At 29.3% G+C, this 25,874-nt stretch carries 24 protein-coding genes; 8 read left to right on the forward strand and 16 right to left on the reverse strand.

Translation table 11 applies throughout. The features are described from left to right. Position 1 precedes the first annotated feature (1 nt). The gene (locus tag E4J94_RS03390; RefSeq protein WP_135834460.1) at positions 2 to 457 is read right to left on the reverse strand and encodes a hypothetical protein; all 456 of its coding nucleotides are present in this window, start codon (positions 455 to 457) and stop codon (positions 2 to 4) included. 73 nt (positions 458 to 530) lie between these two features. Further along, a complete protein-coding gene (locus E4J94_RS03395) occupies positions 531 to 1,016 on the reverse strand; it encodes a TlpA family protein disulfide reductase (protein WP_135834461.1) in 486 nt (161 codons plus the stop codon). Positions 1,017 to 1,133: 117 nt separating this feature from the next. Here E4J94_RS03395 and E4J94_RS03400 point away from each other — a divergent pair, with 117 nt between their 5' ends. After that, a complete protein-coding gene (locus E4J94_RS03400; protein WP_135834462.1) occupies positions 1,134 to 1,601 on the forward strand; it encodes a DUF4268 domain-containing protein in 468 nt (155 codons plus the stop codon). Between the two features lie 39 nt (positions 1,602 to 1,640). Here the strand turns inward: E4J94_RS03400 and E4J94_RS03405 are convergent, their stop codons facing one another. Then, positions 1,641 to 2,492 (reverse strand): ATP cone domain-containing protein, encoded by an 852-nt coding sequence (locus tag E4J94_RS03405; protein ID WP_135834463.1) that lies wholly within the window; start codon positions 2,490 to 2,492, stop codon positions 1,641 to 1,643. Between the two features lie 110 nt (positions 2,493 to 2,602). Between E4J94_RS03405 and E4J94_RS03410 the strand changes: the two genes are divergently transcribed. After that, entirely contained in the window at positions 2,603 to 3,181 is a 579-nt protein-coding gene (locus tag E4J94_RS03410; RefSeq protein WP_135834464.1) for a PhnA domain-containing protein, read from the forward strand. 33 nt (positions 3,182 to 3,214) lie between these two features. Here the strand turns inward: E4J94_RS03410 and E4J94_RS03415 are convergent, their stop codons facing one another. The 10 genes from E4J94_RS03415 to E4J94_RS03460 all read right to left on the reverse strand — a co-directional run bounded on the left by E4J94_RS03415 (position 3,215) and on the right by E4J94_RS03460 (position 15,108). Further along, entirely contained in the window at positions 3,215 to 4,042 is an 828-nt protein-coding gene (locus E4J94_RS03415; protein WP_135834465.1) for a hypothetical protein, read from the reverse strand. 62 nt (positions 4,043 to 4,104) lie between these two features. After that, positions 4,105 to 4,908 (reverse strand): helix-turn-helix domain-containing protein, encoded by an 804-nt coding sequence (locus E4J94_RS03420; protein ID WP_135834466.1) that lies wholly within the window; start codon positions 4,906 to 4,908, stop codon positions 4,105 to 4,107. An 82-nt stretch (positions 4,909 to 4,990) separates the two neighbouring features. After that, a complete protein-coding gene (locus E4J94_RS03425) occupies positions 4,991 to 5,464 on the reverse strand; it encodes a hypothetical protein (protein WP_135834467.1) in 474 nt (157 codons plus the stop codon). 109 nt (positions 5,465 to 5,573) lie between these two features. Next, complete coding sequence (locus E4J94_RS03430; RefSeq protein WP_135834468.1) at positions 5,574 to 7,205, reverse strand: ABC-F family ATP-binding cassette domain-containing protein; 1,632 nt, start codon at positions 7,203 to 7,205, stop codon at positions 5,574 to 5,576. Positions 7,206 to 7,363: 158 nt separating this feature from the next. Next, the gene (locus E4J94_RS03435) at positions 7,364 to 9,955 is read right to left on the reverse strand and encodes a T9SS-dependent M36 family metallopeptidase (RefSeq protein WP_185145627.1); all 2,592 of its coding nucleotides are present in this window, start codon (positions 9,953 to 9,955) and stop codon (positions 7,364 to 7,366) included. Positions 9,956 to 10,106: 151 nt separating this feature from the next. Beyond that, positions 10,107 to 10,991, reverse strand: a complete 885-nt coding sequence (locus E4J94_RS03440) for a Ppx/GppA phosphatase family protein (RefSeq protein ID WP_135834469.1) — start codon at positions 10,989 to 10,991, stop codon at positions 10,107 to 10,109. Beyond that, the gene (ppk1, locus tag E4J94_RS03445; RefSeq protein ID WP_135834470.1) at positions 10,981 to 13,047 is read right to left on the reverse strand and encodes a polyphosphate kinase 1; all 2,067 of its coding nucleotides are present in this window, start codon (positions 13,045 to 13,047) and stop codon (positions 10,981 to 10,983) included. The genes E4J94_RS03440 and ppk1 overlap by 11 nt, the downstream gene beginning before the upstream one ends. Beyond that, on the reverse strand, positions 13,044 to 13,529 hold the full coding sequence (locus tag E4J94_RS03450; RefSeq protein ID WP_135834471.1) for a SixA phosphatase family protein: 486 nt from the start codon (positions 13,527 to 13,529) through the stop codon (positions 13,044 to 13,046). The genes ppk1 and E4J94_RS03450 overlap by 4 nt, the downstream gene beginning before the upstream one ends. A gap of 89 nt (positions 13,530 to 13,618) precedes the next feature. Then, positions 13,619 to 14,050, reverse strand: a complete 432-nt coding sequence (locus tag E4J94_RS03455) for an acyl-CoA thioesterase (protein ID WP_135834472.1) — start codon at positions 14,048 to 14,050, stop codon at positions 13,619 to 13,621. Positions 14,051 to 14,073: 23 nt separating this feature from the next. Then, positions 14,074 to 15,108 (reverse strand): AI-2E family transporter, encoded by a 1,035-nt coding sequence (locus E4J94_RS03460; protein ID WP_135834473.1) that lies wholly within the window; start codon positions 15,106 to 15,108, stop codon positions 14,074 to 14,076. Between the two features lie 146 nt (positions 15,109 to 15,254). Between E4J94_RS03460 and E4J94_RS03465 the strand changes: the two genes are divergently transcribed. The 4 genes from E4J94_RS03465 to E4J94_RS03480 all read left to right on the forward strand — a co-directional run bounded on the left by E4J94_RS03465 (position 15,255) and on the right by E4J94_RS03480 (position 18,438). Further along, positions 15,255 to 16,274, forward strand: coding sequence for an isoaspartyl peptidase/L-asparaginase family protein (locus tag E4J94_RS03465; protein WP_135834474.1), 1,020 nt, complete (start codon positions 15,255 to 15,257; stop codon positions 16,272 to 16,274). Positions 16,275 to 16,309: 35 nt separating this feature from the next. After that, positions 16,310 to 17,092, forward strand: coding sequence for a hypothetical protein (locus tag E4J94_RS03470; protein ID WP_135834475.1), 783 nt, complete (start codon positions 16,310 to 16,312; stop codon positions 17,090 to 17,092). An 84-nt stretch (positions 17,093 to 17,176) separates the two neighbouring features. Next, positions 17,177 to 17,752 carry a hypothetical protein gene (locus E4J94_RS03475; protein ID WP_135834476.1) on the forward strand — a complete coding sequence of 192 codons (576 nt, stop codon included), beginning with the start codon at positions 17,177 to 17,179 and terminating at the stop codon, positions 17,750 to 17,752. 86 nt (positions 17,753 to 17,838) lie between these two features. Continuing rightward, the gene (locus tag E4J94_RS03480) at positions 17,839 to 18,438 is read left to right on the forward strand and encodes a hypothetical protein (RefSeq protein WP_135834477.1); all 600 of its coding nucleotides are present in this window, start codon (positions 17,839 to 17,841) and stop codon (positions 18,436 to 18,438) included. 61 nt (positions 18,439 to 18,499) lie between these two features. Here E4J94_RS03480 and E4J94_RS03485 read toward each other — a convergent pair whose 3' ends face one another. Further along, positions 18,500 to 19,381, reverse strand: a complete 882-nt coding sequence (locus E4J94_RS03485; protein ID WP_135834478.1) for a NifU family protein — start codon at positions 19,379 to 19,381, stop codon at positions 18,500 to 18,502. Between the two features lie 59 nt (positions 19,382 to 19,440). Here E4J94_RS03485 and E4J94_RS03490 point away from each other — a divergent pair, with 59 nt between their 5' ends. After that, entirely contained in the window at positions 19,441 to 19,953 is a 513-nt protein-coding gene (locus tag E4J94_RS03490) for a gamma carbonic anhydrase family protein (RefSeq protein ID WP_135834479.1), read from the forward strand. Between the two features lie 175 nt (positions 19,954 to 20,128). Here the strand turns inward: E4J94_RS03490 and E4J94_RS03495 are convergent, their stop codons facing one another. Together E4J94_RS03495 and E4J94_RS03500 are read right to left on the reverse strand one after the other, a co-directional pair. Beyond that, a complete protein-coding gene (locus E4J94_RS03495; protein ID WP_135834480.1) occupies positions 20,129 to 20,971 on the reverse strand; it encodes a DUF4197 domain-containing protein in 843 nt (280 codons plus the stop codon). 53 nt (positions 20,972 to 21,024) lie between these two features. Next, complete coding sequence (locus tag E4J94_RS03500; RefSeq protein WP_135834481.1) at positions 21,025 to 22,611, reverse strand: peptide chain release factor 3; 1,587 nt, start codon at positions 22,609 to 22,611, stop codon at positions 21,025 to 21,027. 116 nt (positions 22,612 to 22,727) lie between these two features. On the opposite strand from E4J94_RS03500, the gene E4J94_RS03505 reads away from it, so the two are divergent. Continuing rightward, on the forward strand, positions 22,728 to 25,865 hold the full coding sequence (locus tag E4J94_RS03505; RefSeq protein WP_135834482.1) for a T9SS type B sorting domain-containing protein: 3,138 nt from the start codon (positions 22,728 to 22,730) through the stop codon (positions 25,863 to 25,865). Positions 25,866 to 25,874 lie beyond the last annotated feature (9 nt).

Genomic DNA, 25,874 nt, shown 5'->3' on the forward strand with positions numbered 1-25,874 from the left:
GTTATAATATTTCTTCTATGGTATAATTGATTCCATTAAATTCTAATTTATCTCCAGCTCGTTTTCCAACTAAAGCATCAAAAATAGGCGCTTGCGTACTAATTCCAATAAACTTTTTATTTTCCCATTCAAAATCTTTGAAAGATAAACCAATTACAAAATTCACTTTATCTGTAAACACAACATTTCCTTCTGTAATTTCGTCAACCAATTCAGGTTTTAACGCTTTGAAATTTTCTAAATCTTCATTTGCTTGATTAATACGAATTCGTAAACTTCTCGCCGCATCAGTCGACTGACTTTGTTGTGCAAAATCATCTAACTCTAAACTTGATTCTTCATCTAAATCTGCACCTTCTGCATAAATTCGTTCAGATTCTTTTAACGCATCAATTTCATTTTGTTTCAATTGAATTAAATGTTGAATAACATCTTTTCTAATATGTTTTTTATTCATTTTTGTAGTTTATGTTAGTATAAACTTACAAAAAATAAAAAACTCCTAAAAGTATTTTCAGGAGTTTTATTGCTTAATTAAGATATTGGGTAATGTAATCTTCTAATTCAAATTTTGTCATGGCTTGATCATGGAAAACCTTTTTCTCGCCTTTATTATAAATGATTGTTACAGGAATATTTCCTGCCCATTTCGGATCAAATGAAGGAATCCATTCATTCATTCGTTTGGTATCATCCAATAAAACAACTTCTGCATTTATCTTATTGTCAACCATAAATTTCTTTACTTTATCGATAATTTTTGGTCGATCCAACGAAACCAACAACATCTTGAAATTGGGATTATCTTTGTATTTTTCATTAATTTCCATAAACGCAGGAATCTCCTCTACACAAGGTGCACACCACGTTGCCCAAAAATTAACCACCACAATTTTATCTTTATAATTTGCTATTTTTTCGTGCAAAGCTTCATATTTTACAGTTTCCACAGATTGTGCATTTACAGTAGAAAAAGCTAAAAATCCTATTAAACCAAGGAAAGAAAATAGTTTCATATTTACTTTTTAAAAATATTTGTTCAAATGTAATAGAACAAGAATCAATCCAAGCTATTTTTCTCGAAATTTTGTTGAATAGAATATTAGACCGATTTTTGTAAAAAAATAATCAATTTGTTTTCAAAAGAAGATGCTTATCGCATAAAAAAGGATTTTTGGATTTCGTATGGAACGTATATGAAATTGCAGATGAATGCCGAAGGAACGCGTATTAATTGGGTAAATTACAAAACGGATGTAAAAGGTGTTTATTTTAGAACAGATGTCGAACGCAAGTTTGCAGAGGTTTCTATTGAAATTTCGCACCCTGATCCGTCAGTTCAATTGATGATTTATGAACAGTTTGAGGAATATGAAAATGTTTTAGAAAGTTATCTTGGCGAAAAATGGATTTGGACAAAAGAAGATTATGACGAAGATGGAAAAATGATTTCGACGATAAAAATACGTTTAGAAAACATTAGTATTTTTAGAGAGACTGATTGGCCACAGATTATTCCGTTCCTAAAAGATCGAATGATTAATTTGGATGAATTTTGGTGCGATCACAAAGATAGTTTTGAAATTTTTAAAGAATTATAAAGTAAAAGAAGCTCAATTGAGCTTCTTTTTTATTTCAGTTTAAGCAATTTCGCAGGTGAAATTCTCGATTTCTAACAATTCATTCGCTTCTTCCAAAACTTCGTTTCGTTGTTCTTTAGATAAGTTTAATGAATCTAAAAATTTATTATTTTGTTGTAAATCTTTCACCAAAATACATTCCTTTGACAAAAGAACTTTTTCTTGCTCTGGCGTCAAAGTCGTTAAACATGTAATTGGATACAAAGCTGCATTATCAACCAAATATTTAATACTATTTGTTTCTGGATAATCCCAAGAAATCAATCCAATTCCATAATAATTTGCAAAATCTATACTATCAGTTGTTAAATACGCATTTGTTACCAAGAATCCTTTTGTTGGTTTCATATCTCGTCCAAAAAAATGATACGTATGATTTTCTACATCTTTCATTCGTGATAAAAAATACATCGGTGTTGTCACCGAAATTTTGGCATCTTCGTCATTTCTAAATTTACATTCGCAAAAAAGTAACTGATCACCTTTAGAAGCTACCACATCTATTTCGTGCGTCACCGCATTTCCTTGTACAATTTCTGAATGTAAAGATTGATAACCTGCAGCTTGCATTAACTTTCCTATCCATTTCTCAAAATAATAGCCTTCTGGTCCCAAATCTCGCAAAGCACGTTTCAAGCTATAGCGAGCCGCATAAGAATTTCTATAATTTTTGAGATGAGAAAAAGCGATGCGATACAATTCTCTTGTTGGAATCTCATTGTAAATATCTTTCGAAACTAATTCAAAAACTTCCTCAACTTCTTCCTTTTTTGCGCCAGATTTCGTTAATGAGCGTTTTAATGCTTTTGGATTATATGGAATTAACTCGCCTGAGTTTTTCTTTACTAACATAATTATAAGGTTGAATTTATTCTTAACGAATTTAAATAATTCTAATCAAAAATCCTTAAAAGTTTAAATTCTAAATAAAGGTTATCTTTGCAAAGCTTTAAAATCAACATATGAAATTAGAAACATTTTTACAAGAAAGAAGTGGCAACCAATGTGAGTTGACAGGAGTTACAGAGGATTTAGCTATTTATGAAGTGAATCCTGATGCAAGTAGTAATCCAGACAGAAATGTCTATATAACTCAAAAATGTATTAATCAGATTGAAAAAAGAGAAGAATTGGATGCATCTTTTTGGGAATCATTTTTACTTTCTTCTATGTGGAGCGAGGTTCCTGCTGTACAAGTGCTTTCTTGGAGAATATTGAATCGCTTTAGAAACGAGTCTTGGGCTGCAGATGCTTTGGATATGATGTATTTAGATGACGAAAATATGGAGTGGGCAAAAGCTTCTGGAGATCATGAAGGAGATGGGAGTGTTGATTTGCACAAAGATAGCAACGGGAATATTTTAGTAAATGGAGATACTGTTACATTGATTAAAGATTTAGATGTAAAAGGTTCTTCTATCAATGCTAAAATAGGAACTGCTGTAAGAAATATTCGTTTGGTACATGATAATACAGAACAAATTGAAGGAAAAGTTGACGGACAATTAATCGTTATTTTAACGAAGTTTGTAAAGAAATAAATAAAATCCACTCAATTGAGTGGATTTTTCGTTTTATCTAATTCTTTTATAGATTTTGACTCCTTTCGTTGTTTCTATTTTCAACTCATTATTATTGATATTAAACTTTCCTTTAAGAATAATTTCAGGAGTTTGATTTTCTTCTTGCGTTCCTTTTAAATAAATTGAATCTTTTTCAAAATTATACACTCCTGAATTAATTGGTTTAAATGTTGAATTATTCACTTTTTGAAATGTATTAGCAGATTCAAAATAAATTCTTTCATTACTTTCTACATTTTCCCAAGCTCCAAAAAAATGATTTTGACTTAAAAATTTATCTTTAAGTGTCGTAATCAAAACAAATAATCCGATGAAAACAAGAGGTATATAGATAAATTTCAGGTTACTTATTTTATTTATTCTTGTAGTTCTTTCTTCCTCAAATAGTGGAGGCGTTTTTATAAAATATTTAATTAATTCTTTATAATCAGAGAAAAAAACGAATAATGCCATTATGGTTAAAACTACAGCCATTCCTTTTGCTCCATCAATATCATAAGCAAAATCCATCAGCAAAATATTAACCATAAATGTTAAGAAAATGATGATGCCAATTCTTGTTGTTTGTCTAAAAAATAGAAGCAAAGAACTGATAATTTGCGTTGAGGCAATGATTAAACCATACCAATATGAATAACCATAATAAAACCACGTAAGTTCAAATCCTGAAAGATTTCCAATTGGCTTGTCATAAACACTTGGTTGCGATATAAATTGAGTTTCAAAAATTTTTGCAAAAGCGTAAGAAATAATCATGGTTGCTAAAAAATAGCGACAAAATGTATAAGTAAAATAATGAATCTTTTTCCAATTGATCATATAACAATAATTTATTGGCTAAAATATTTTAATAAAATGATTCAAAATTGTAAGAATGTAAACTAATCAAAAAATTTTAAAGCTGTTTCGTTTTCTAAATCAACTTCTTTAAAAAATTGATTTGGTTTTAGTTTTGTGATTGATTTGAAATCTTTGATAAAATGTGATTGATCGTAATAATCATTTGATGACAATTCAGTTAAATTTTTACTTTCTTTTTTATTGAGTAAAGAATTTCTGAATCGATATACTTTTCTATATTCAGAAGGAGATTTTCCTAAATGTTTTTTGAAAATTCGGTTCAAATATTGCCTTGAAATTGAATATTTAGCTGAAATATCTTCAATTTTAATTTCATCTTCGACATCTCTAATTATATTATCCAGAAAAGATAAATCAACTTCAATCAACTTTGAAATTAAATATTGTTCCAATGCAACAGCCTTTTCATTAATAGTTAAATCAAATAATTTGGCAGAAAACTCTGTTATATCTTCAAACAAATTATAATCAATTAATGTCTTTTTACTTTTTGAACTAAAATCAGTTATATCAAAATGAAATATTCCTAATGGTTTAAAACAAATTGTTATTTCGTCTATTAAATGTGTATAGAAAATTTTCATTGGTTTAGAATAACTCAAAACCAAAGAACAAATAATCATATTATTTTCAGAAGAACTAAGAAAAATATTCTCTTTTTCTTCCTTGACAATTGTGTTTTTATTGATTGTATAAAAGATATTGTTATTCGGAAATGTTTCATATTCTACACTTCCAGATAGTTTATCTTTTTTTATAAAATAATAGCCGTCTACGTATTTTTTTAAAATATCATTTTTAGGCTTGTAGTATTCAATATTCATTGATTAAAGTCTGTAATTTTATTGAATTTAAAGTTAATTTGAAACAATAAAAAAACCACTCAATTGAGTAGTTTTTTATTATTTAATTTTTAGAATCATTATATCTTGTCAGAATATCTAATAAATCGATATTATCCATTCGTTGATCTTCAATTTCTTTTAATAGTTCAGGGTGATTAGCGATAGCCTTACTTAACTGATTTTTTCTATGATTAAATAAACCTAAAGGAAAAACTGTTCCAGATTCATTTACCAAATAATCATGATAGCTTATTGAGCCGTCCATGATGTTTTGTGATATACTTTTATACCACTTTATTTTTCCATTATAGACCAAAATTTGTAATTGATTTCCATCGTTTACATAAGTCATTTTATTATCAAAAAGGTTTGTGAAAGACAAAGATTTAATGTCTTTAGCTTTTATCTTAGCTTTCTTTTTATCGTTGTCATCAACTAAGATTACTTTTTTATAAAAACTAGCATCATTAATTAATTTTTTATTAAAAAGATTAACAGTTACTATCATTTTTGAATGAATTGTATCATTATTCATTTTTATTAATTCAACATCTACATATCGTCTTTGAGCGAAAGTTAGATTTGATATTATCAAAAATAATAATACAAATAATCTATTTTTATACATATATAATAAAGTGTTTTTATTTTTCTATTTCTTTTAAATTTTCCATTTTCTTTGTTGCTAAGAAACCTTTGATGTCTTCAAAATGTTCTTTGACACGTTTGTTTCCAAATTCAAAAATTTTTTCCGCCAATCCATCTAAGAAATCACGATCGTGGGAAACTAAAATAACTGTTCCTTCAAATTCTTTCAATGCATCTTTGATAATATCTTTTGTTTTCATATCTAAATGATTTGTTGGTTCATCCAAAATCAATACGTTATAAGGTTCTAACAACAATTTTACCATTGCCAAACGAGTTTTTTCTCCACCAGAAAGCACTTTTACTTTCTTGTCGATATCATCACCTTTGAACATAAATGCACCTAAAATACTTTTGATTTGCGTTCTGATATCACCTTCTGCAATGCGGTCTACAGTTTCGAAAATAGTTAAATCTTCATCTAATAAAGCTGCCTGATTTTGAGCGAAATATCCGATTTGTACATTATGACCAATTTCTAATTTTCCTTCGAAATCAATTTCATTCATAATCGCTTTAATCATTGTAGATTTTCCTTCACCATTTTTTCCAACTAAAGCAACTTTTTGACCTCGTTCAATAACCATGTTTGCATTTTTAAATACAATATGATCACCATAAGATTTGTCTAAGTCTGCAATAACAAGAGGATATTGTCCAGAACGTGCAGCTGCTGGAAATTTTAACTTTAAAGCTGAAGTATCAACTTCATCAACTTCGATAATATCTAACTTTTCTAACATACGAACGCGCGATTGCACTTGTTCTGTTTTAGAAAAAGTCCCTCGAAAACGTTCGATAAATAATTTATTTTCGGCAATGAATTTTTGTTGTTCATCATAGGCTTTTTGTTGATGAATTCTACGATCTTGACGCAACACTAAATAGTCAGAATATTTTGCTTTGTAATCATAAATTCGTCCCATTGTCACTTCAATTGTACGATTCGTAATATTATCGACAAATGTGCGGTCGTGCGAAATTACCATTACAGCTTTGGCTTGATTTTTCAAGAAATCCTCTAACCATTGAATAGATTCGATATCCAAGTGGTTTGTTGGCTCATCTAATAAAATTAAATCTGGTTTACGCAAAAGAATTTTCGCCAATTCGATTCGCATACGCCAACCTCCCGAAAACTCAGAAGTAGATCTATCCAAATCTTCTTGCGCAAATCCCATTCCTTTCAAAACCTTTTCCACCTCGGCTTCGTAATTTACTTCTTCTATCGAATAAAATTTTTCACTGACTTCCGAGACACGCTCGATTAACTTCATATAATCATCACTTTCGTAATCAGTTCGTACAGTTAATTGCTCATTTAATTCATCAATTTCATTTTTCATTGATAAATATTCTGCAAAAGCTTTTGAGGTTTCTTCTCGAACAGAACAATTATCTTCTGTTAATAAATGTTGTGGCAAATAAGCGATGACAGCGTCTTTTGGGGCTGAAATATTTCCCAAAGAAGGTTTATTGATTCCTGCAACAATCTTAAGCAAAGTAGATTTTCCTGCTCCATTTTTACCCATTAAGGCAATCTTGTCGTTTTCGTTAATTACAAAACTAACTCCACTAAACAAAGTTGTAGAACCGAATTGAACGGCAATATCATTAACTGTAATCATAAATTTTATCGAATAATTGCGGCAAAGATAATTGAATTGATTAAAAACTTGATAATAAAATTATGGGTGACTTAATTATAATAAATAAGTTTATTCTGTAAAAAAAAACCGAGAAATTTACTTTCTCGGTTTTGTATTTTTTATTTGAAAAACTAGAATTAGTTTTTTATTAATTTTTTTGTAACAGTTCCGTTACTAGTTTCGAACTTCAATATGTAAATTCCCTTTGATAAATTGTCAGTTGAAATACTCCCTTTTTGACCATCAAATTTTACAGTTTTAGTAGATACAACTCTTCCTGTCATATCTACAATATCTACTTTGATATCTTTTTTGATTGATTTATCTACAATATAAACAATATCTTTAGCAGGATTTGGATACATTTGGAAAGTAGATTCTTTGATATCTGATGTAGCTAATTTACATTCTAAAACACTTGCAGGAGGCATATCAAATGCTTCAGTTCCATCAGATCTACTGTTTGAACTTCCTTGTTTTGCACTATAACCTAAACCTCTGTCAGAGAAAGCTTGCCAAATTTCACATTTATTTACACCATCATTTAATTGTTCATCAGCTTTTAAGATAGCATCACGACCATCAACAAATCCAGGAGAACAAGGCTGTAATTTTAATCCAGTCATTACTAATTGTAAAGCTAAATTATTTCCTGCTTTTCCATTATATAAATCTGGAGAAAAACCATATTTATCTACCAATTTCCAATTTAAATCCCAAATCATAGTTGCCCATAAATATCCTACATTATGAGGAGATGTATCAGAAGCATATTTCTTCAAATCACTATATACAGAAGGGTTAATTTTCATATCTGTAGTGTATACTGTAGGACGAATACCTTTGCCAGAAGAAGTTTCTCCAGAAGCAAATGTACCGATACCTCTTTGTGTTTTTCCTGTATCTTCAGGAAGTTGAGTAATCATTAATCCAAAGAAATCTGACCAGCCTTCTCCCATTTGTTCAGCATTATTTAAACAACTTGATGTATATAAAGGACCTGTTAAACGATTTGAAATTCCATGTCCATATTCATGAGCAATAATACCATTATCCAAGCTTCCGTCAATATATTCATCTTCCATTTTAGTTAAAGATCCATTGACAGTTATCTTATTCTTTAATTCTTTAACGATAGAATCTCCATCAGCTTTACTGATGGCAATGACAGGAATTGTAATTGTAGGATCATCTCCTCCCATATTTATCATTCCATCTGCATTGTTTACGATGATAGCAGCTTTTGCTCCTGCATTCTGAGCATTCTTAGCCTTTATTGCAAAAGAACAATCTCCACGGTAAATTACGGCAATTTTATCATTTACTTCTGTTGTATTAGTGATTGTTCCACATCCATCGTATGGTGTGCCAGTAGTTTCACTTTTTAAGATCAAAACTAAATCTTTCGTAAGTGAAGTAGATGTTAAACTTCCTCCCCAAGTAGGAATTGAAGTTTTGTATTTTCCTGAAATATTAGAAGGGTTATTTATTGTAAGTGATTCTGGAGTTTTACTCCATAAATACATAGACATACGAGGAGATCTACCATCTGCAGGAGTAGCAAAAGTAGCATTGTTTATAGATCCAATAGCTAATCCTGTTTGAGCTAGGGCAATAACATCATCATTTCCTGTACCTCCTTTATCAAAATTGACTTTTTGAAAATTTCCATTTGCTTCTGTAAAACCATAATTATAGAAAATGTCATGCATCATATTGTTCATATAGAACAAATTTGTAGTAGCAGCTTCCCAATTTGTATAAGGATGATTATCTAGATTCATAGGGAAATCAAAATTTAAAGAATTTCCTCCATCAGCATAATCTGAATCTTTGATTGTAATGGTATTTGAACTAGAATTATAAGTTTGATATCCTTTAGAATCATGATCTCTTACAGCTCTTACATTATTACCTTCGGTTCTACTTTTTATCGTGCCTTCTGTAGTGTTATGCCAGCCATTAGGAGAAGCATTTGTATTGGAAACTGATAAATCTGCAAAAGATCTATCACCACGATTAGGTGCTTCAAAAGGTAATTGATAAACATTGTATTGAGGAGAAGCAGCTGTATTGTTAATATCTGTATACAACCAGTTCCAATCTTCTTTATTAAATGTAGCTAAATTTTCATTATAAAATGATTCATGATTAAAACCACAACTTAACGTATTGTTATGTTTTTCTAATATTTTTCCAGTGTTAGCATCTATAACTACATGTATAAGATCATTTTGATTATCATTTACCAATTGATAGCTAAATGTATAACTTAAAATAGGTTCTTGATCTTCATTAATGTAATATACAATTTCTTGAACATCATCATTTGAAAGATAAATTCCTTTTTTTGTGATTTTTGTATCAGAAATTATATTCAATCCTTCATTTTGAGAAATCACATTAAGTGCTTGATTAAAGCTAAGAGATGGAGTTGTATTGGCTCTTTTTAAAGAGATATTAAAGTTATCAGAAGAAGCTTTTGAAACAACTTGATTGTTTTTAATTATATAAGTAGAGTAGCTATTATAAATAGGTATTCCTTGATAAGTTCTTTGAGTATAAACTCGTTGTGTTTGATTATCATCAATCGTTTGAGCAAACTTATACTCTACATTGCTTGCTACTGCTCTTGTTTCGTAATTATCTACAATTTGCTCCACTGTTTGCGCATGAGCAGTCATCGATAAAAGAAACGCAGAGAATATCAGCGTTAAATTTTTCTTCATTTTAAAATATTGTGTTAATAATTAATCTAAAGTAATTATTACTTTTTAGTAAAAAAAATTGAATATTTAAGATAAAGCTGGTTTACTAGAGTTGGTAATTTGGATTAGATAATTAATCTATAAAAAAGATCAGAGAACCTCTGATCTTTTTTTATTTCAAATCTTTATAAATTTTTCGAATTATACCATCTGAAAGTCCTATTTTAGGAACATGTATTTTCTTTGCATGTGACCATTTTAAGACATTATTATATATTTCTAAGGCAAAGACAACTACATCAGCTCGATCAGGTTTCATGTTGAAGTTTTGCATACGTTCCTCTGTAGTCATTGTTTGTAAAATTTGATATTGTTTTTTTACATAAATACTACTTAAAGGAATTCCTAATTTTACACCAGAATATTTGTAAACATGATTAATATTCCCTCCAGAACCAATTAATTCGATATCGTTATTACCTATGTTTTCAATAATCCAATGTTTCATTTCGTTAAAAGCATTGGGAGACACTTTATTTTCTAATAAGCGAACTGTACCTACTTCAAAGGATTTTGAAGTAAAAACTTTGTTATCTTTTAATAAAGTTAATTCAGTGCTACCGCCGCCAACATCAACATATAAATAAGTCTTGTCATCTTTTATAAAAGAGCCTAATTCTGTATTGAAAAGTAATTCCGCTTCAGTTTTTCCATCAATTATTTCAATGTTAATTCCTGATTTTTTCATTACTTTTTTTACAACATCTTTTCCATTTTTAGCTTCACGCATTGCAGATGTAGCATAAGCCTTATATATTTCGACATCATAAACTTTCATCATTAGCGCGTAAGATAACATTGCGTCACAAATGCGATTAATATTACTTTCGCAAATTTCTTCATCAATAAAAACATCATGTCCTAAACGAATTGGCATGCGGACAATACTTGTTTTATTGAAAATTGGTGCTCGACCTTCTTCTTCATAAACATAATTAATCAACAATCGCATTGCGTTAGACCCAATATCTATTGCTCCTAATTTTCTAATCTTCATTTTCTTGTTCGTTTAATTTTTTTAAATATTCATACGTAGTGAATTGAGAGCGGTTAGGCTTTTTATTATTTCTTTTATATTCTAATGATGAGTTAGCTGTAATTTGTCGACCTTTTACATTATCTTCAAAGCTTAGATTAAACGTATCCATCACAATTTTTTTGAATTTGTGATCATAAATAGGACAAGCAACTTCAACACGATTATCCAAATTACGTTCCATCATATCTGCAGAAGAAATATAAACTTTGTCATCTCCAGCATTTTTAAACCAATAAACACGAGGATGTTCTAAAAATTTATCAATTACACTTACACATTGAATGTTTTCAGACAGATTTTTAACTTCAGGAATTAAACAATTAATTCCACGTACAACTAAGCGTACTTTTACTCCTTTTTGAGAAGCTTTATATAATAGATCAATTATTTGTTTATCGCTTAAGCTATTTAACTTCATATTAATTTCTGCAGGCAAACCAGCTTGATGATTTTTTATTTCTCGTTTAATCATCTTTACAATTTTTTTGCGCGTACCATAAGGAGAAACTAATAAATGATTGTACGTTAAGTTTAAATAATTTGCTCCAAAGAATTTAAAAATTTGTTCTACATCTTTTGTTATTCCAGGATTTGTTGTGAAATATGTATAATCTGTATATATTTTTGCAGTTCCAGCATGAAAATTTCCTGTACTAATAAACACATATTTTTGCGCTAATCCATTTTCAGGTTTACGTTCTATATAACCAATTTTTGAATGAACTTTTAAGCCAGGAACGCCAAAGATAACGTTAACTCCAGCTTCTTGCAGCTTTTTTGACCACATTGCATTATTTGATTCATCAAAACGCGCGCGAAGTTCTAAAATAGCTGTAACTTCTTTACCATTCATTGCTGCATTAATTAGCGAATGCATTACTTGAGAATCTTTAGCAACACGATAAATTGTTATTTTAATCTTAGTCACTTTAGGATCAATTGCAGCTTCTCGTAAAAACTTTAATAACAACGAATAATCGTGATAAGGAGCCATCATCATTTCTTCGTTTTCTGAAAAAGCTTGAAAATAACTATTGTATTTGAATGGTTTATTTAAAATGATAGGTTTTATTTTATCATATATTAAATTGGGCATATCAAAACTTGGAAAACTCATCAAATCACGCTTGTTGTGATATTTACCTCCAGGATTGATACTATCATATTCGTCTAATCGTAATTTTTTTAAGAAAAATTTCAATGTATCTGGCGCAATTTCAGCATCATAAACCAATCGAACAGGGACACCTTTTTTACGATTTTCTAAACTATTGATGACTTTTTCTAATAAACTATGTTCTAAGTCATTATCAAAATCAAGTTCGCTATCTCGAGTGATTTTTATAGAATGTGCTTCGATTGTTTCGAAATCAAACATTTTGAAAATATCTTTCAAATGATAACGAATAATATCCTCTAAATACATGACGTATGTGTTTTCGTCGAATTTCGGAAGAACGATAAAACGAGGAAACAAATGTGTTGGAACAATCAAAAGTGCATATTGTACTTTGTCTTTTAACTGCATTTTTACAGCTAAATAAAACGATCCATCTCTTAAAGGTGGAGCTTTTTTTATATCATCTAAAATAAAAACTCCAACTGTATGGATAAATTCATTGTAAAAATATTCGGAAATAAATTCTAAATAATTTTCAGGAATAGAAGTGTCATCAACAACATAAATATTATAGTTTTCTAATTCTTTAAATAATTGATTGTGTAAATCGTCATATTGAACACGCTGTTGACGAACAATTTCGTTGATTTCATCAATTAATTCTTCGTCAGTTTGATCTGGTACTATATTTTGATAAACAATTTCTACATCTTTAAATTGAATAGAACGTAAAATAGTAGAATATCGAACAGAATAAAATTCGTCTAAATTGTTAGAATAAATTCCTAAAAATCTAATTCTTTCTAGCAATGGTACAGTTTCATCAGAAGCTTCTTGTAGTACACGCGCATTGAAAGAAAGCCAACTAATTTCACGATTTATATATTTTTTCATTTAATTTCTTTAGGTTTAATAATTTTGATTGTTTTACCTGTTTCAATTGTTTTCCAGTCATCAGATTCAAACTGAATCCAAACAAATGCTGAGGTTGAAAGATTATAAATCATTTTATTTCCTAGTTGATTAGTTACGTCAGTAAAAGCTGGATTATGTCCAAAAATAAGAACATTTTGTAATTGATTATCTAAATTTCTAATCCATTTATCTAGTAAATAATGAGAAAAAGTGTATAATTCTTCTTCAATATGAATTTCTTGAAAATGAAAAAGAATCGGTTTTACAAGCTGAGAGGTTTCCTTTGCGCGAATAGCTTTGCTTGAAAATACTTTGTCAAATTTCAATTCAAAATTATCTTTAAGAAAATGTGCAACTTTTTCAGTTTTAAACTTACCATTTTCTGTAATAGAACGAAATTCATCTGATAGATTTTCATCCCACTTACTTTTTGCATGACGCATTAAAAATAAATTTTTCATAACGCAAATAATTAAAAAAGAAACAGTAGTTAAATCTACTCATTATCTAACGAAAAGACTTAACTACTGCTGAGTTTTTTTAGTACCTATTAAAGATTACCTTCGTAATTCTTAAAATCGTTTTTCACCCAATCAGGTAATTCTATCGATTTTTTTTCTTCCATATCATACATTACTTGTGTACTTTTTCCCATACAATGAATAAGGTCTTCTCCATTCTCACTTTTGCTGGTAACGATATATTCGAAGTCGAAACTCTTGTTTCCTAACTTTGTTACTCTTACTCCAATTCGAGGGTTGATTGCATTTGGGCGTAATTCCTTTTGGTAATTTGCTTCCATATGAGCAATAACAAACATATGTCTTGTCCATTGCCATTTTTTGCTAGAAGTCATCATATAATATGCTCGACCAATTTGAAAATACTCAAAATAATAAACATTATTTACATGTCCAATTGGATCAAAATCACTCCAGCGAGGTTCTAAATTTTTGAAGAATTTAAAGTTTTCTAAGCTCATTTTTTAACAGGTTTTATATTAAATTAATCTTCTGGGTTTGGGTCAATAAATTCATATTTATATAATTTAACTAACCAAAAGAATACAGAAAATAAGATTGGTCCAAAAATAATTCCGATAAATCCAAATAAATTTATTCCAACGATTACCCCAAAAATAGTAATTAATGGATGAACATCTGCCATTTTTTTCTGTAAAACTAAACGGATTAAATTATCTGATAATCCAACGATTACAAAACAATAAATTAATAAACCAACAGCCTGCCCAGTATCACCACTAGCTAACAAAAATAGAGCTAATGGAACGTAGATTAGTGCAGCTCCAACTACAGGTAACATTGCCGCAAATATTGTTAATATAAACCACGTAAAGGCATCATCTACACCAAAAATAAGATACCCAATATAAGCAATAATAGCTTGTATAAATGCTGTCAATGGCATTCCTACAGCATTTGAAATAACTAAGTCTTTAAGATCTGTATTCATCTTCTTTAGGTTACTTGTTTTAAGTGGAATTGTTCTATAAAACCAATTTTCTAGTTTGTGATGATTCATTAACATGAAATATAAAATAAGAAAAGCAACTCCAAGTTGAACTGTCATGTCCATGGAAGCATTCAATGTTTTTTCTAATAATTTTCCTCCAACTTGTGTTATTTTTTCAATATTTGTTGCACTAAAAACATCAATATGAAACTTAGTTTGTAGCATTTGAATAATTTTATTTACATCAGTTTTTATTTGAGCAGTATCATTTAATAATACTAATACTTTATTTGTAAGCATTTGAATTAATAAATATAAAGGACCAATAATAAGAATTGCACTAGCAAACATTAATAAAATAACACTTCCTGTTTTATTCCATTTTTTTACTTTCACCATCCATTGAAGTGGATTTAAAAGTAGAACGTACAAGCATAATGCTCCAAGAAAGCCTGGAAAAAAAGCTAATAAATTTTTGGTGATTAATCCAAAAACTAAAAGAATAATTGCAATAAAAGCTAATTGCAATAATACATTATTAGAAAGATAATGTTTATTTGGATTCATAGATGTCTTTACTTGTTTTATAGCAGTTGTTAATATTCTATTTTTTATCAAATTCAATGCTAAAGATTATCCCTCATTAAATTTTTTTAAAAATAGTTAAATTCTATAAACTTTTCTATTTTTAAATATTGAATAAAATTTTACACATGAAAAAAATAATAGGTTTTATTTTATCAGTTTTGACAATTACTACTTACGCTCAAATGAAACAAGATAAAGTTGTTTTAGTAATTCATGGCGGAGCTGGAACAATTCTGAAAAAAAATATGACTTTAGAAAAAGAAAAGGCTTACCGAGAAGCTTTGATAGAAGCTTTGACAAAAGGTTATGAGGTTATCCAACAAGGCGGTGAAAGTGAAAATGCAGTTATAGAAGCCATAAAAGTAATGGAAAACTCACCATTATTTAATGCAGGAAAAGGCGCTGTTTTTACACATGAAGGAAAAAATGAGTTGGATGCTTCTCTAATGATTGGACATTCAATGCAAGCTGGTGCAGTAGCTGGTGTAACAACGATTAAAAATCCTATTTTAGCAGCCAAAGCAGTTTTACAAAATTCTGCTCATGTAATGATGGTTGGAAAGGGAGCTGAAGAATTTGCTCAAAATCAAGGTTTAGAAATAGTTGATCCAAGTTATTTTAAAACAGAAGAACGTTGGAATTCTTTACAAAAAGTATTAGAAAAGGATAAAGAAAAAATGGAATTAGATCACGATGCTAAAACGCAAGCTTATATTCCATTTAATTTTGTTGATGAAAAATTTGGAACTGTTGGAGCTGTTGCTTTAGATAAAAAAGGACATATTTCTGCAGGAACCTCTACTGGTGGAATGACCAATAAGCGTTTTGGACGAATAGGAGATTCACCTATTATTGGTGCAGGAACTTATGCAAACAACGAAGTTGGTATTTCGACTACAGGTTGGGGCGAATATTTTATAAGAGCTGTTGCTGCTTACGATGTCGCGGCTTTGATGAATTACAAAAAACTTTCTTCGAAAGAAGCAGGAGATGAGGTTATCAAAAAAATTGGTGAATTAGGAGGAGATGGAGGAATGATTATTTTAGATAAAAATGGTCAAGCAAGTTTTCCTTTTAATACAGCAGGAATGTATCGAGGAAGTATTACACAATCGGGTAAGATAATTATCGAAATTTATCAATAAATTTGAGAATATTTAAAATTAAAAGAATATAATACATGATAAAGCAATTTTTACTTACAACAGCTGTTTTTCTTTCAAACTTTGCAACAGCTCAAGTAACATCTATGATTAATGATAAGAATGTAGATGCATCAACTAAAGTATACGGAATGGCTCCTTTAAATGATGTCACAAAAACTTATGAGAAGTTCAATTTTATGTTAGAAACCGCTTCAGCTATTCAGTCTGCAAAACCTATTTTAGAGTATGGATATCAGTCTTCTAATTTTCAGGCAGAAGAAAATGGATTGATGGTTTATATGGTGAAAGATAAAAAAATTGTAGATCAATGGTTAATTAATCCAGCTCTTTATAATACATTTCATGATGGAACTCCGTACTCTTTTGATGCTGATAAATTAGTTGTTCTTGCAGAAAAATATCCATTGATTTATAAAGAAGAAAAACGTCAATATAAAAACGAAAAAGAATATCAAAAACAACGTCAAGCATTGTATGCAGACCCTTATAATTTAATTATTACTGAACCTGATTTTACATATGAAGGTTATTTTGAAGTTCAGTTTCCTCAAAACGAACAATTCAAAAATCCTGAAGCTACGATTGCTTATTTAAAACCTTTAGTTGAAAAAGTAACGAAAAAGAAATTTGATATTAATTATTCTTTATCTGAGAAAAACATTTTAGATCGTACACAATTTACAATGACAATAGCAGGTGAAGAAAATATTTATAAAAAAATAAAATTAGATAATTTGAAGAAAGGAGACTGGCAGACATTAAGTTATGAAGCTTCGATTCTTAGAAAAGAAAATTAACACAAAGGAAAAGGTTTTTGAAATTTCAAGAACCTTTTTTTATGTGTAAAAGATTCGTATTTTCAATTTTTAACTCGAAATAGTATGAACTCTAATTTCTATAAAATTTTACAAAAATCTAAAGAAAATCAATCTATTATTGCTATTTACAATGATCCAGAAGGAGATAATTTTTGGGCTGGATATATTCTAGATTTTAATGATGAATTTTTTACTATGCAACATATTTCAAAGTATGGTAAAAAAGATGGAATCTTAATTGAACCTTATTTTAAAATTAGCCGAATCGATGTAGATGATTATTGTAAATGTTTAAATTATTTAAAAGAACATCATACAGATTTAGATGAAGAGAATTTAGTGACATTTAATGTTACAACTGAAGAGAATTGGATGAACCAAATTTTAGGAGAAATAAATAATCAAAGTGAATATGTATCCAGAATTCAATTTAATAATAATAGTCGTTTTGCTGGATTTATTAGAAATTTAACAGAAGATGATTTTGAATTGAAATGTATTGGTTCAGAAGGAACAGATGAAGGTTCTTTGTATTTTCAAATTGATGATATTTCATCTATTAGAGTGAATGATTTAGAAGCTCGCCGAAGATTGTTTTTATACAATTATCGTCGTTCTATCGACTTTTTTGATGAGTAAATATTTTTTATAATAATTAAAATGTGATAAAAGTTAATCGTTATTTTTATAGCTGTATTATATTGATTGTAAAAAAATAGTTGATTTTGAAAATAATTATAAAAATTTGTATTCTATTGTTCGTTTTGTCATGTACTGACAAAGCAAAAGAAGATACGAAACAAATAAAAGATTATTCAACTTTTAAGAAATATAAAATAGATTCACATCTTAATGAAACGGCCATTTTTAAAAAAATGGATAAAATGATTGAAATTATAAATGTTGATTTGAAACCAAATGATAAATCAAAAAGATCAACAATTGTAATATTACAAACTAATAATTCACTTGATTTTTCTAAAACTTATGAAGATTCTATTTTTAGTTGTAGAACAAAATTGATTAATGCAAATGAAATAGTAATAAATATTGGATATAAAAATATTGAAACAGAAGATGGTTTTGATATAAAGGTTGTAAAGAATGATTTCTTTATAGAACCATATTTTTATTTAGTGAAAGAGGATAAAAAGAAAAAAAAATACAATACAATTATAAAACAAGAATTGACTTTGAATAAAGAATCGTATCAAAAAGGAGATAGCTTATATGGTAAATCTCAATTTTTAATTAGGCAAATTTCTAAAGAGAATGATACTATTTATTTCAGAGGTAAAGGTTTTTTCAGATCAATTGTTGAATAGAAAAAGCCTTCTAATTTATTAGAAGGCTTTTATTATTATTTAGATAAAATTTTTTTTGATTTTATCCATTTACAGCTTCTACGTTATCTACAACATTAGGCATCATTTGTTTTAAAATTCCTTCGATACCATTTTTAAGCGTCGCTGTAGAAGAAGGACAACCAGAACAAGCTCCTTGTAATAACATTTTTGCTGTACGAGTTTCTTCATCAAATTCAATTAATTCGATGTTTCCTCCATCATTAGCAACCGCTGGTTGAACATATTCGTCTAAAATAGCTTTGATTTGTTGCTCAACAGAAGAAAATTCTTCTGCAGATTTTACAACAACATGTTCTGGAGCTTCTGTCGTGAATTCATAAAATTCATCAAAAACAGGACCGCCAGCTTGTAAATAATTGGTAATAAAAGAACGAACATCCATCGCCCAAAGTGACCAATCTTCTGTTTCATTTTTTGTCAAAGAAACATAATTATCAACAATAAAAACTTCCTCAACAAAAGGATATTCTTTGAAAATAGCAACAGCTAATGGAACTCCAGCAGCTTTTTCTCTCGATTTTATCTCGATAATTTCTGGCGCTAACATAGAATTTGAAACGAATTTCATCGCAGCAGGATTAGGTGTCATTTCTGCATAAATAGAAATAGGAGCCTTTTTCATTGGCGCTAAAATTGCATTTTCTTCTAAATGTTCATTGATAATTTCTTTCAAATCTTCTGTAACATCGGCCCAATCAACAGCATCTATTTTTTCTATCGCAACAAAATTTGCTGTGATAAATATTTTTTGAATAAATGGTACTGTCAATAAAACTTGCGCTAAAGGAGATTCGGTAGCTGTAGATTCTTTATCGAATTCAACGCCACCTTGTGTTAAAGTCTCGTCACAAACGAACTTCATCACATTATTATTTGGTGTAATTTCTTCGTATACTCTCATAGTTTTACAAAAATACGCTATAAAAATGTATCTTTATCATTAGAATTATAGATTTTGTTATGGCAATAATTAAAGAATTAAATGGGCACACACCAAAGTTCGGTGAAAACTGCTTTTTAGCGGATAATGCAGTAGTTGTAGGAGAAGTAGAAATGGGAAATGATTGCTCAATTTGGTTTTCTGCGGTTGTGCGAGGAGATGTACATTATATCAAAATGGGAAACAAAGTAAATATTCAAGATAATGCAACAATACATGCAACTTACCAAAAATCGCCAACAACAATTGGAAATAATGTTTCGATAGGGCATAATGCAATTGTACATGGTTGTACAATACACAATAATGTATTGGTTGGAATGGGCGCAATTGTGATGGATGACTGCATTATTGAATCTAATTCTTTGATTGCCGCTGGTGCGATTTTAACCAAAGGAACACATGTAAAAGAAGGTGAATTGTGGGCTGGAATTCCTGCTAAAAAAATTAAAGATGTTCCAAAAGAATTGAAAGAAGGAGAAATTGAAAGAATCGCTAACAATTATTTGATGTATAGTAGTTGGTATAAATAATTATGAAATAATATATTTAATAAGTCAAATAACACTAAATGAAGAAACACTTCTTTTCAACATATTATTAATCCTTTTATTGGAAAAGAATTTCAGAAGTTGTTGATGAAGAAGAGTTAATCAAAAAGACTCGCTGCAAATCGTAGCGAGTCTTTTTTTATAAAATATAAGTATCTTACTTCTTATTATCTTGTGCTCCAAAAACCTGCTGTAACAATGATGTTGTACGCAACGCTTTATTTCCACGAATTCCTTCTTCTTTTTCTGCAACCATGTTAAACACACCATTTATAGTTTGTTGTGTTACATATGCATTCAGATTTGGATCAATTTGGTTTCCAGTTAACGTATTGTATTTTGTAATCAAATTATTCCAAACTTTATCCGCACCAACTTTCCCTAAAGAAGCTTCCACTTTTGGTTGGAAAGCCTTTGTTAAATCAGAAGTTGTTTTTAGTTTTAAATAATTGGTAGCCGAATTATTTCCGCCTACTAAAATATCTTTTGCATCTGTAATCGTCATTGATGTCACAGCGTTTACGAAAATAGGAGCAGCTTCAGAAACAGCATCTTCAGCAGCCGAATTCAATAATTTAATTCCTTTATCTGCCAAACTTCCCATTCCCAAAGAACGCAAAGTTTTTTCTACATTTTGCAATTCTTCTGGCATCAAGATTTTTGCAACTGAATTATTGTAAAAACCATTTTTTTGACCCAATGATTTTATCCCGTCTGTCAAACCTAATGACAAAGCTTCTTTCAATCCAGAGGCAACAGTTGCGTTAGATAATCCGTTTAATTTTGTTAAGGATTCAGCAGAAATTGTTTTAGATTCTTTTGAACCATTTACAACTTTTATTGAATCAACTTTTACTGTTGAATTATTTTGTGTTGTCGATTGAGTGTTTACTTTTTCGACTTCTTTTTTTAATGTTCCAAAAATTGATTTCAAATCTTGTGCTTTCGTATTTACTGCGAACGCTGAAATCAATGTTAAACTTAATATGGTCTTTTTCATTTAGATTTTTTCAAAAAATATTCCAGTCCTTAATTCAATTATCTAACCAAAATTTAAAACTCACTAACAAAATGTAATTTTACTGACGGAAATTTATCTTGCGTCATTTGAATTGTAAAAGCAGAATCCGCTAAAAATACCAATTGATTGAATTTATCTCTTGCTAAATAACGTTGTTTAACACGTTTGAATTCTAAGAATTCTTCAGATTTTTCATCTTCAACTTCTACCCAACACGCTTTGTGAACAGAAAAAGGTTCGTAGGTTGCTTTTGCACCATATTCGTGCTCTAAACGGTATTGAATTACTTCGTATTGTAATGCACCAACCGTTCCGATAACTTTACGATTGTTCATTTCTAATGTAAATAACTGCGCAACACCTTCGTCCATTAATTGATCAATTCCTTTCTCCAATTGTTTTGCTTTCATTGGATCAGCATTGTTGATGTAACGGAAATGTTCTGGCGAGAAAGCTGGAATTCCTTTGAAAGAAAATTTTTCACCTTCTGTCAATGTATCACCAATTCTAAAGTTTCCTGTGTCATGTAAACCAACGATATCACCCGCAAATGATTCGTCAACCACTTCTTTTTTATCAGCAAAGAAAGCATTTGGCGCAGCGAATTTCATGTTTTTACCTTGACGAACATGGAAATAGTTGGTATTTCGTTCAAATTTTCCAGAAACGATTTTGATAAACGCTAAACGGTCACGGTGTTTTGGATCCATATTCGCGTGAATTTTGAATACGAAACCAGAAAATTTATTTTCATAAGGTTCAACAATTCTTAAATCTGTTTCTTTAGATTGAGGAGTTGGAGCGATATCAACGAATGCGTCTAACAATTCGCGAACACCAAAATTATTAAGAGCAGAACCAAAAAATACAGGTTGTAAATTTCCGTCCATATATTCTTGCATATCAAATTCTGGATAAACTCCGTCAATTAAATCAATCTCATTACGAAGATTTTCTGCGTAAGTTGTTCCAATTAATGTGTCTAAATCTGAGCTTGATAAATCTTCAACTTTCGTCGTTTCAGAAATTTTTTGTTTATTATCTCCAGAAAAAATATTGATGTTTTTCTCCCAAATATTATAAATACCTTTAAAAGTTGCTCCAATACCAATTGGCCAAGAAAGTGGCGTAACCTGTAAATCTAATTTTTGTTCAACTTCATCCATCAAATCAAAGGCGTCCTTTCCTTCGCGGTCCATTTTGTTAATGAAAACCAACATCGGGATTTTGCGCATACGACAAACTTCTACCAATTTGATTGTTTGTTCCTCAACCCCTTTAGCAACGTCGATTACAACAATCGCTGAATCTACGGCAGTTAAAGTACGGAAAGTGTCTTCTGCGAAATCCTTGTGACCAGGCGTATCTAAGATATTAATTTTTTTTCCTTTGTATTCGAAAGCCAAAACCGAAGTTGCAACAGAAATCCCACGTTGACGTTCAATTTCCATGAAATCGGATGTCGCTCCTTTTTTAATTTTGTTACTTTTTACAGCTCCAGCCTCCTGAATTGCACCTCCAAAAAGTAATAACTTCTCTGTTAAAGTTGTTTTACCAGCATCGGGATGGGCGATAATACCAAAGGTTTTTCTTTTATTTATTTCTTGTTCTAAAGACATCTTAATCAAATTTTCAGGTTGCAAAGATAGTTTATCTCACGAAAATTAGAAACATTATGATAGATAGAATATTCTAAAGTAAATTGCGTTATTCTAAAATAGATGACAAAAGAACTATGAAAAAGATTTTTTACTTTTTATTGTTGATGATTAGTGGAATTGTTTGTGGACAAAGACCTTTTATTAATCCATTAAGAGGAGGTTTTACTTTTGAGAATCAGACATTAGATTTCTATCCAAGTACCATAAATTTTACACCAGTAGTAACAGATGGATGTGGTTTTAATCCTACTCAAACGTATAAATATTTTTCTTTTGAAGCTAACTTTGATATGGTATTTGCATTTGATTTAAAAGCGAAAGTACCAGATTTTAAATTTTTAACATGGAAGTTACCAAAAGGAAAAGTTGCAGAAGATGTTTTTGTAGGTAATAGTACAACTATAAAAGCAATTAGGTCGGTAGAAGGAATGTTTAATATAAAAGGAATGAATGAAGGAGATGCTAATTCTTGTGAAACATATTCAACTTCGGGAGCCAATGGTTATGCAAAAGCATTTGAAGGATCAGAACTATTAAAGAAAGGAGAAATAGTCATAATAGCAGTTTATGGAGGAAGTACTACGGAACTGTTTGATATGAAAGTAAATGTGGCAGAAGATAGAACAGTTACAACTTTTAATAATTTATGTTTTGGTCAATCCTACACAGCAAGTCAAATTTATAATGCTATACAAAATGATTCTGGTTATAATGATATAAAATTATATACAGATGATACATTTAGTACAGAGATTCCGATTGGGACTAGTATAAGTTCAGATACTAGAATTTATGCACAAGTAAGAGATGCTGCTGGAAATTTAAAATTTATTTATACAATTCCGATTGTTTTTATTCCAGAACATCAATTTAATTTTAATTCAACAATTAATCAAATTTTTGAATGCTCATTGAATTATACATTAAATGAAAATACACTTTTAGGATTATTATTTCCAACAGGAACAGATACTTCAAAATACATAATAAAAACGGTGAATGGAGCTGTATTTTCAGAAGGCTCTCAAATCAATTTAACTACTGGAGAAAATAAAGATTTAAAAATTATAGTTTCATATACAGGGAGTTGTCCAATAGATTCTCATGAAAAAATAATAAAAATACAACAAGGAACACCAGTAATAAGACAAATTAAAGACGATGTTACATGTGATTTAACTTATAAAATTAGCTTTGATTATATTTATTCAGAATTATCGAAATTAGGAATTGATAAAGCCCAATATGATTTAATTGTAACCTTAGGCGGTTTACCGATTTTTAATGGACAAGCAACTCCAATTACTACAACTTTAGATTATAAAGTAAAAGTGAAATCTAAAATTGCGGGTTGTGAAAGCAATGAAGTTAATTTCGTAGTTACTAAAACTCAACCTGCGGATATTATAGATGCTTCGATTAATGGAATTTGTTTATCAGATTTTACTCAAACAGATGTAGATAATGCAATTAATATCATTCAAAAAGGAAATTCGTTTCATTTAAGATTTTATCAAGCAGATGGAATTACTGAAATTGTTGAATCTAATTTATTCAACTATATAAAAACAGCTAAAAATGGAAAAATCATCGTAAAAGCGTTGGCTGTTGATAATGGAAATACAATTTGTGATACGGAAGTTGAATTAAATTTTGCTTTAGACGAGTCGGATATTGCTCTACCTACAACAATTCCAGTTTTTGAAAAAAAATGTATGGAAGCAGCTTCGGTTACAAGATTTGAAGTTTCTGAAATCGAGAAGTATTTAGAAGATAATGTTTATCATCAAGATTTAGAGTTTAGAAATTTTGATTTAGCAGGTTATTCACTTAATGAAAATTCTGAATTAGAAATAGCATATGATTTAAGAAAAGCTGGTGAATGTTGGACTTCTTCGAAAATAATAATTAAAACGATTAATAAACCAAATGTAATAGATATTACACAAGAATTAATGGCAGATTGTGATGATAAAATTACAATTGATACACAAGTTTTAAGTGATTTGTTTGGTGCAAATTCTATTGTTGATTATCATTATGAAATTTTACATAATAATTCAACGCCATTAACTTTTGATGCAAGTGGAAAAGCAAGTGTAAAAGTTCTTTTCAAAAATAAGTTAGACAATTTGTGTTTTGTAGAAAAAGATATTATTATCAATAAAAAACAAGATTTAGTTGTTGATACTGATGCTTTAGAAACGTATACAAAAGACCATTCTATTATTTATTGTGAAGGCGCTGATGAAAATGCAAAGAATCAAATTCAAACTATTTTAGATTATATTAAAACGAATTATTCTTTAACAAGTTCTAAAACAAAAGATCAAATTTTTGATCAATTTAATTCTAATAATACTGAAGTTACAATTGATTTTGAAGATCCTAATTTTTGTGGTATTGTCTCGATAAAATTCTTTTATCAAAAAAATACTTTACCAGATTTTAATATTCCATCTTCATCTGAAATCTGTTCAGATACAAAATATATTTTAGATTTTGAGGAATTAGCAAAAGAGAAAGGATTAGATGTGAATGAGTATACTTTTGTAGTAAATGGATTTGATAAAACTCAAATTTCAATTTATAAATATGAATTAGGAGTAGGAGATTATACGATAACAATTAGTAATAAAGATTCAGGTTGTCCTAAAGAATTTACTTTGAAATTGTTAAACTCAGAAATTCCAATAATTAATAAAATTACTATTAATGAAAAGAGCATTATTGTTTCAGCTAAAGGAAATGGGAAATTAGAATATGCATTGTTTGATTCTACAGGAAAAGTAATTGTAGAATGGCAAACGAATAACGAATTAATGATTCCAGATAATATCAGAGATAATGATTTTACAGTAAAAGTAAGATTAAAAAATTGTGGAGTTTCGGAACGTAAAAATGTAATTTATCTTTCGTTACCTAATGTTGTAACGCCAAATAGTGATGGTTTTAATGATGTTTGGCAACCAATGACAAAAGATGGGAAAGTCAGTGATACATCAAATTCGTATAAATTGATTATTTTTGACCGCTTTGGAAAACAAATTTTATCACAAGAAGGAATAGGTATTATAAAATGGGACGGAACGCTTAATGGGAAACCTGTTGCGGATGGAACTTATTGGTATATGTTAGAGTTTTCAAAACAATCAGATGATATGCAAGTTTTATATTCTGGAAGCATTTTACTTAAACGTAAAATCAAATAATTGATTAAA

Source organism: Empedobacter tilapiae, assembly GCF_004785645.1.
Classification (GTDB): Bacteria; Bacteroidota; Bacteroidia; order Flavobacteriales; family Weeksellaceae; genus Empedobacter; species Empedobacter tilapiae.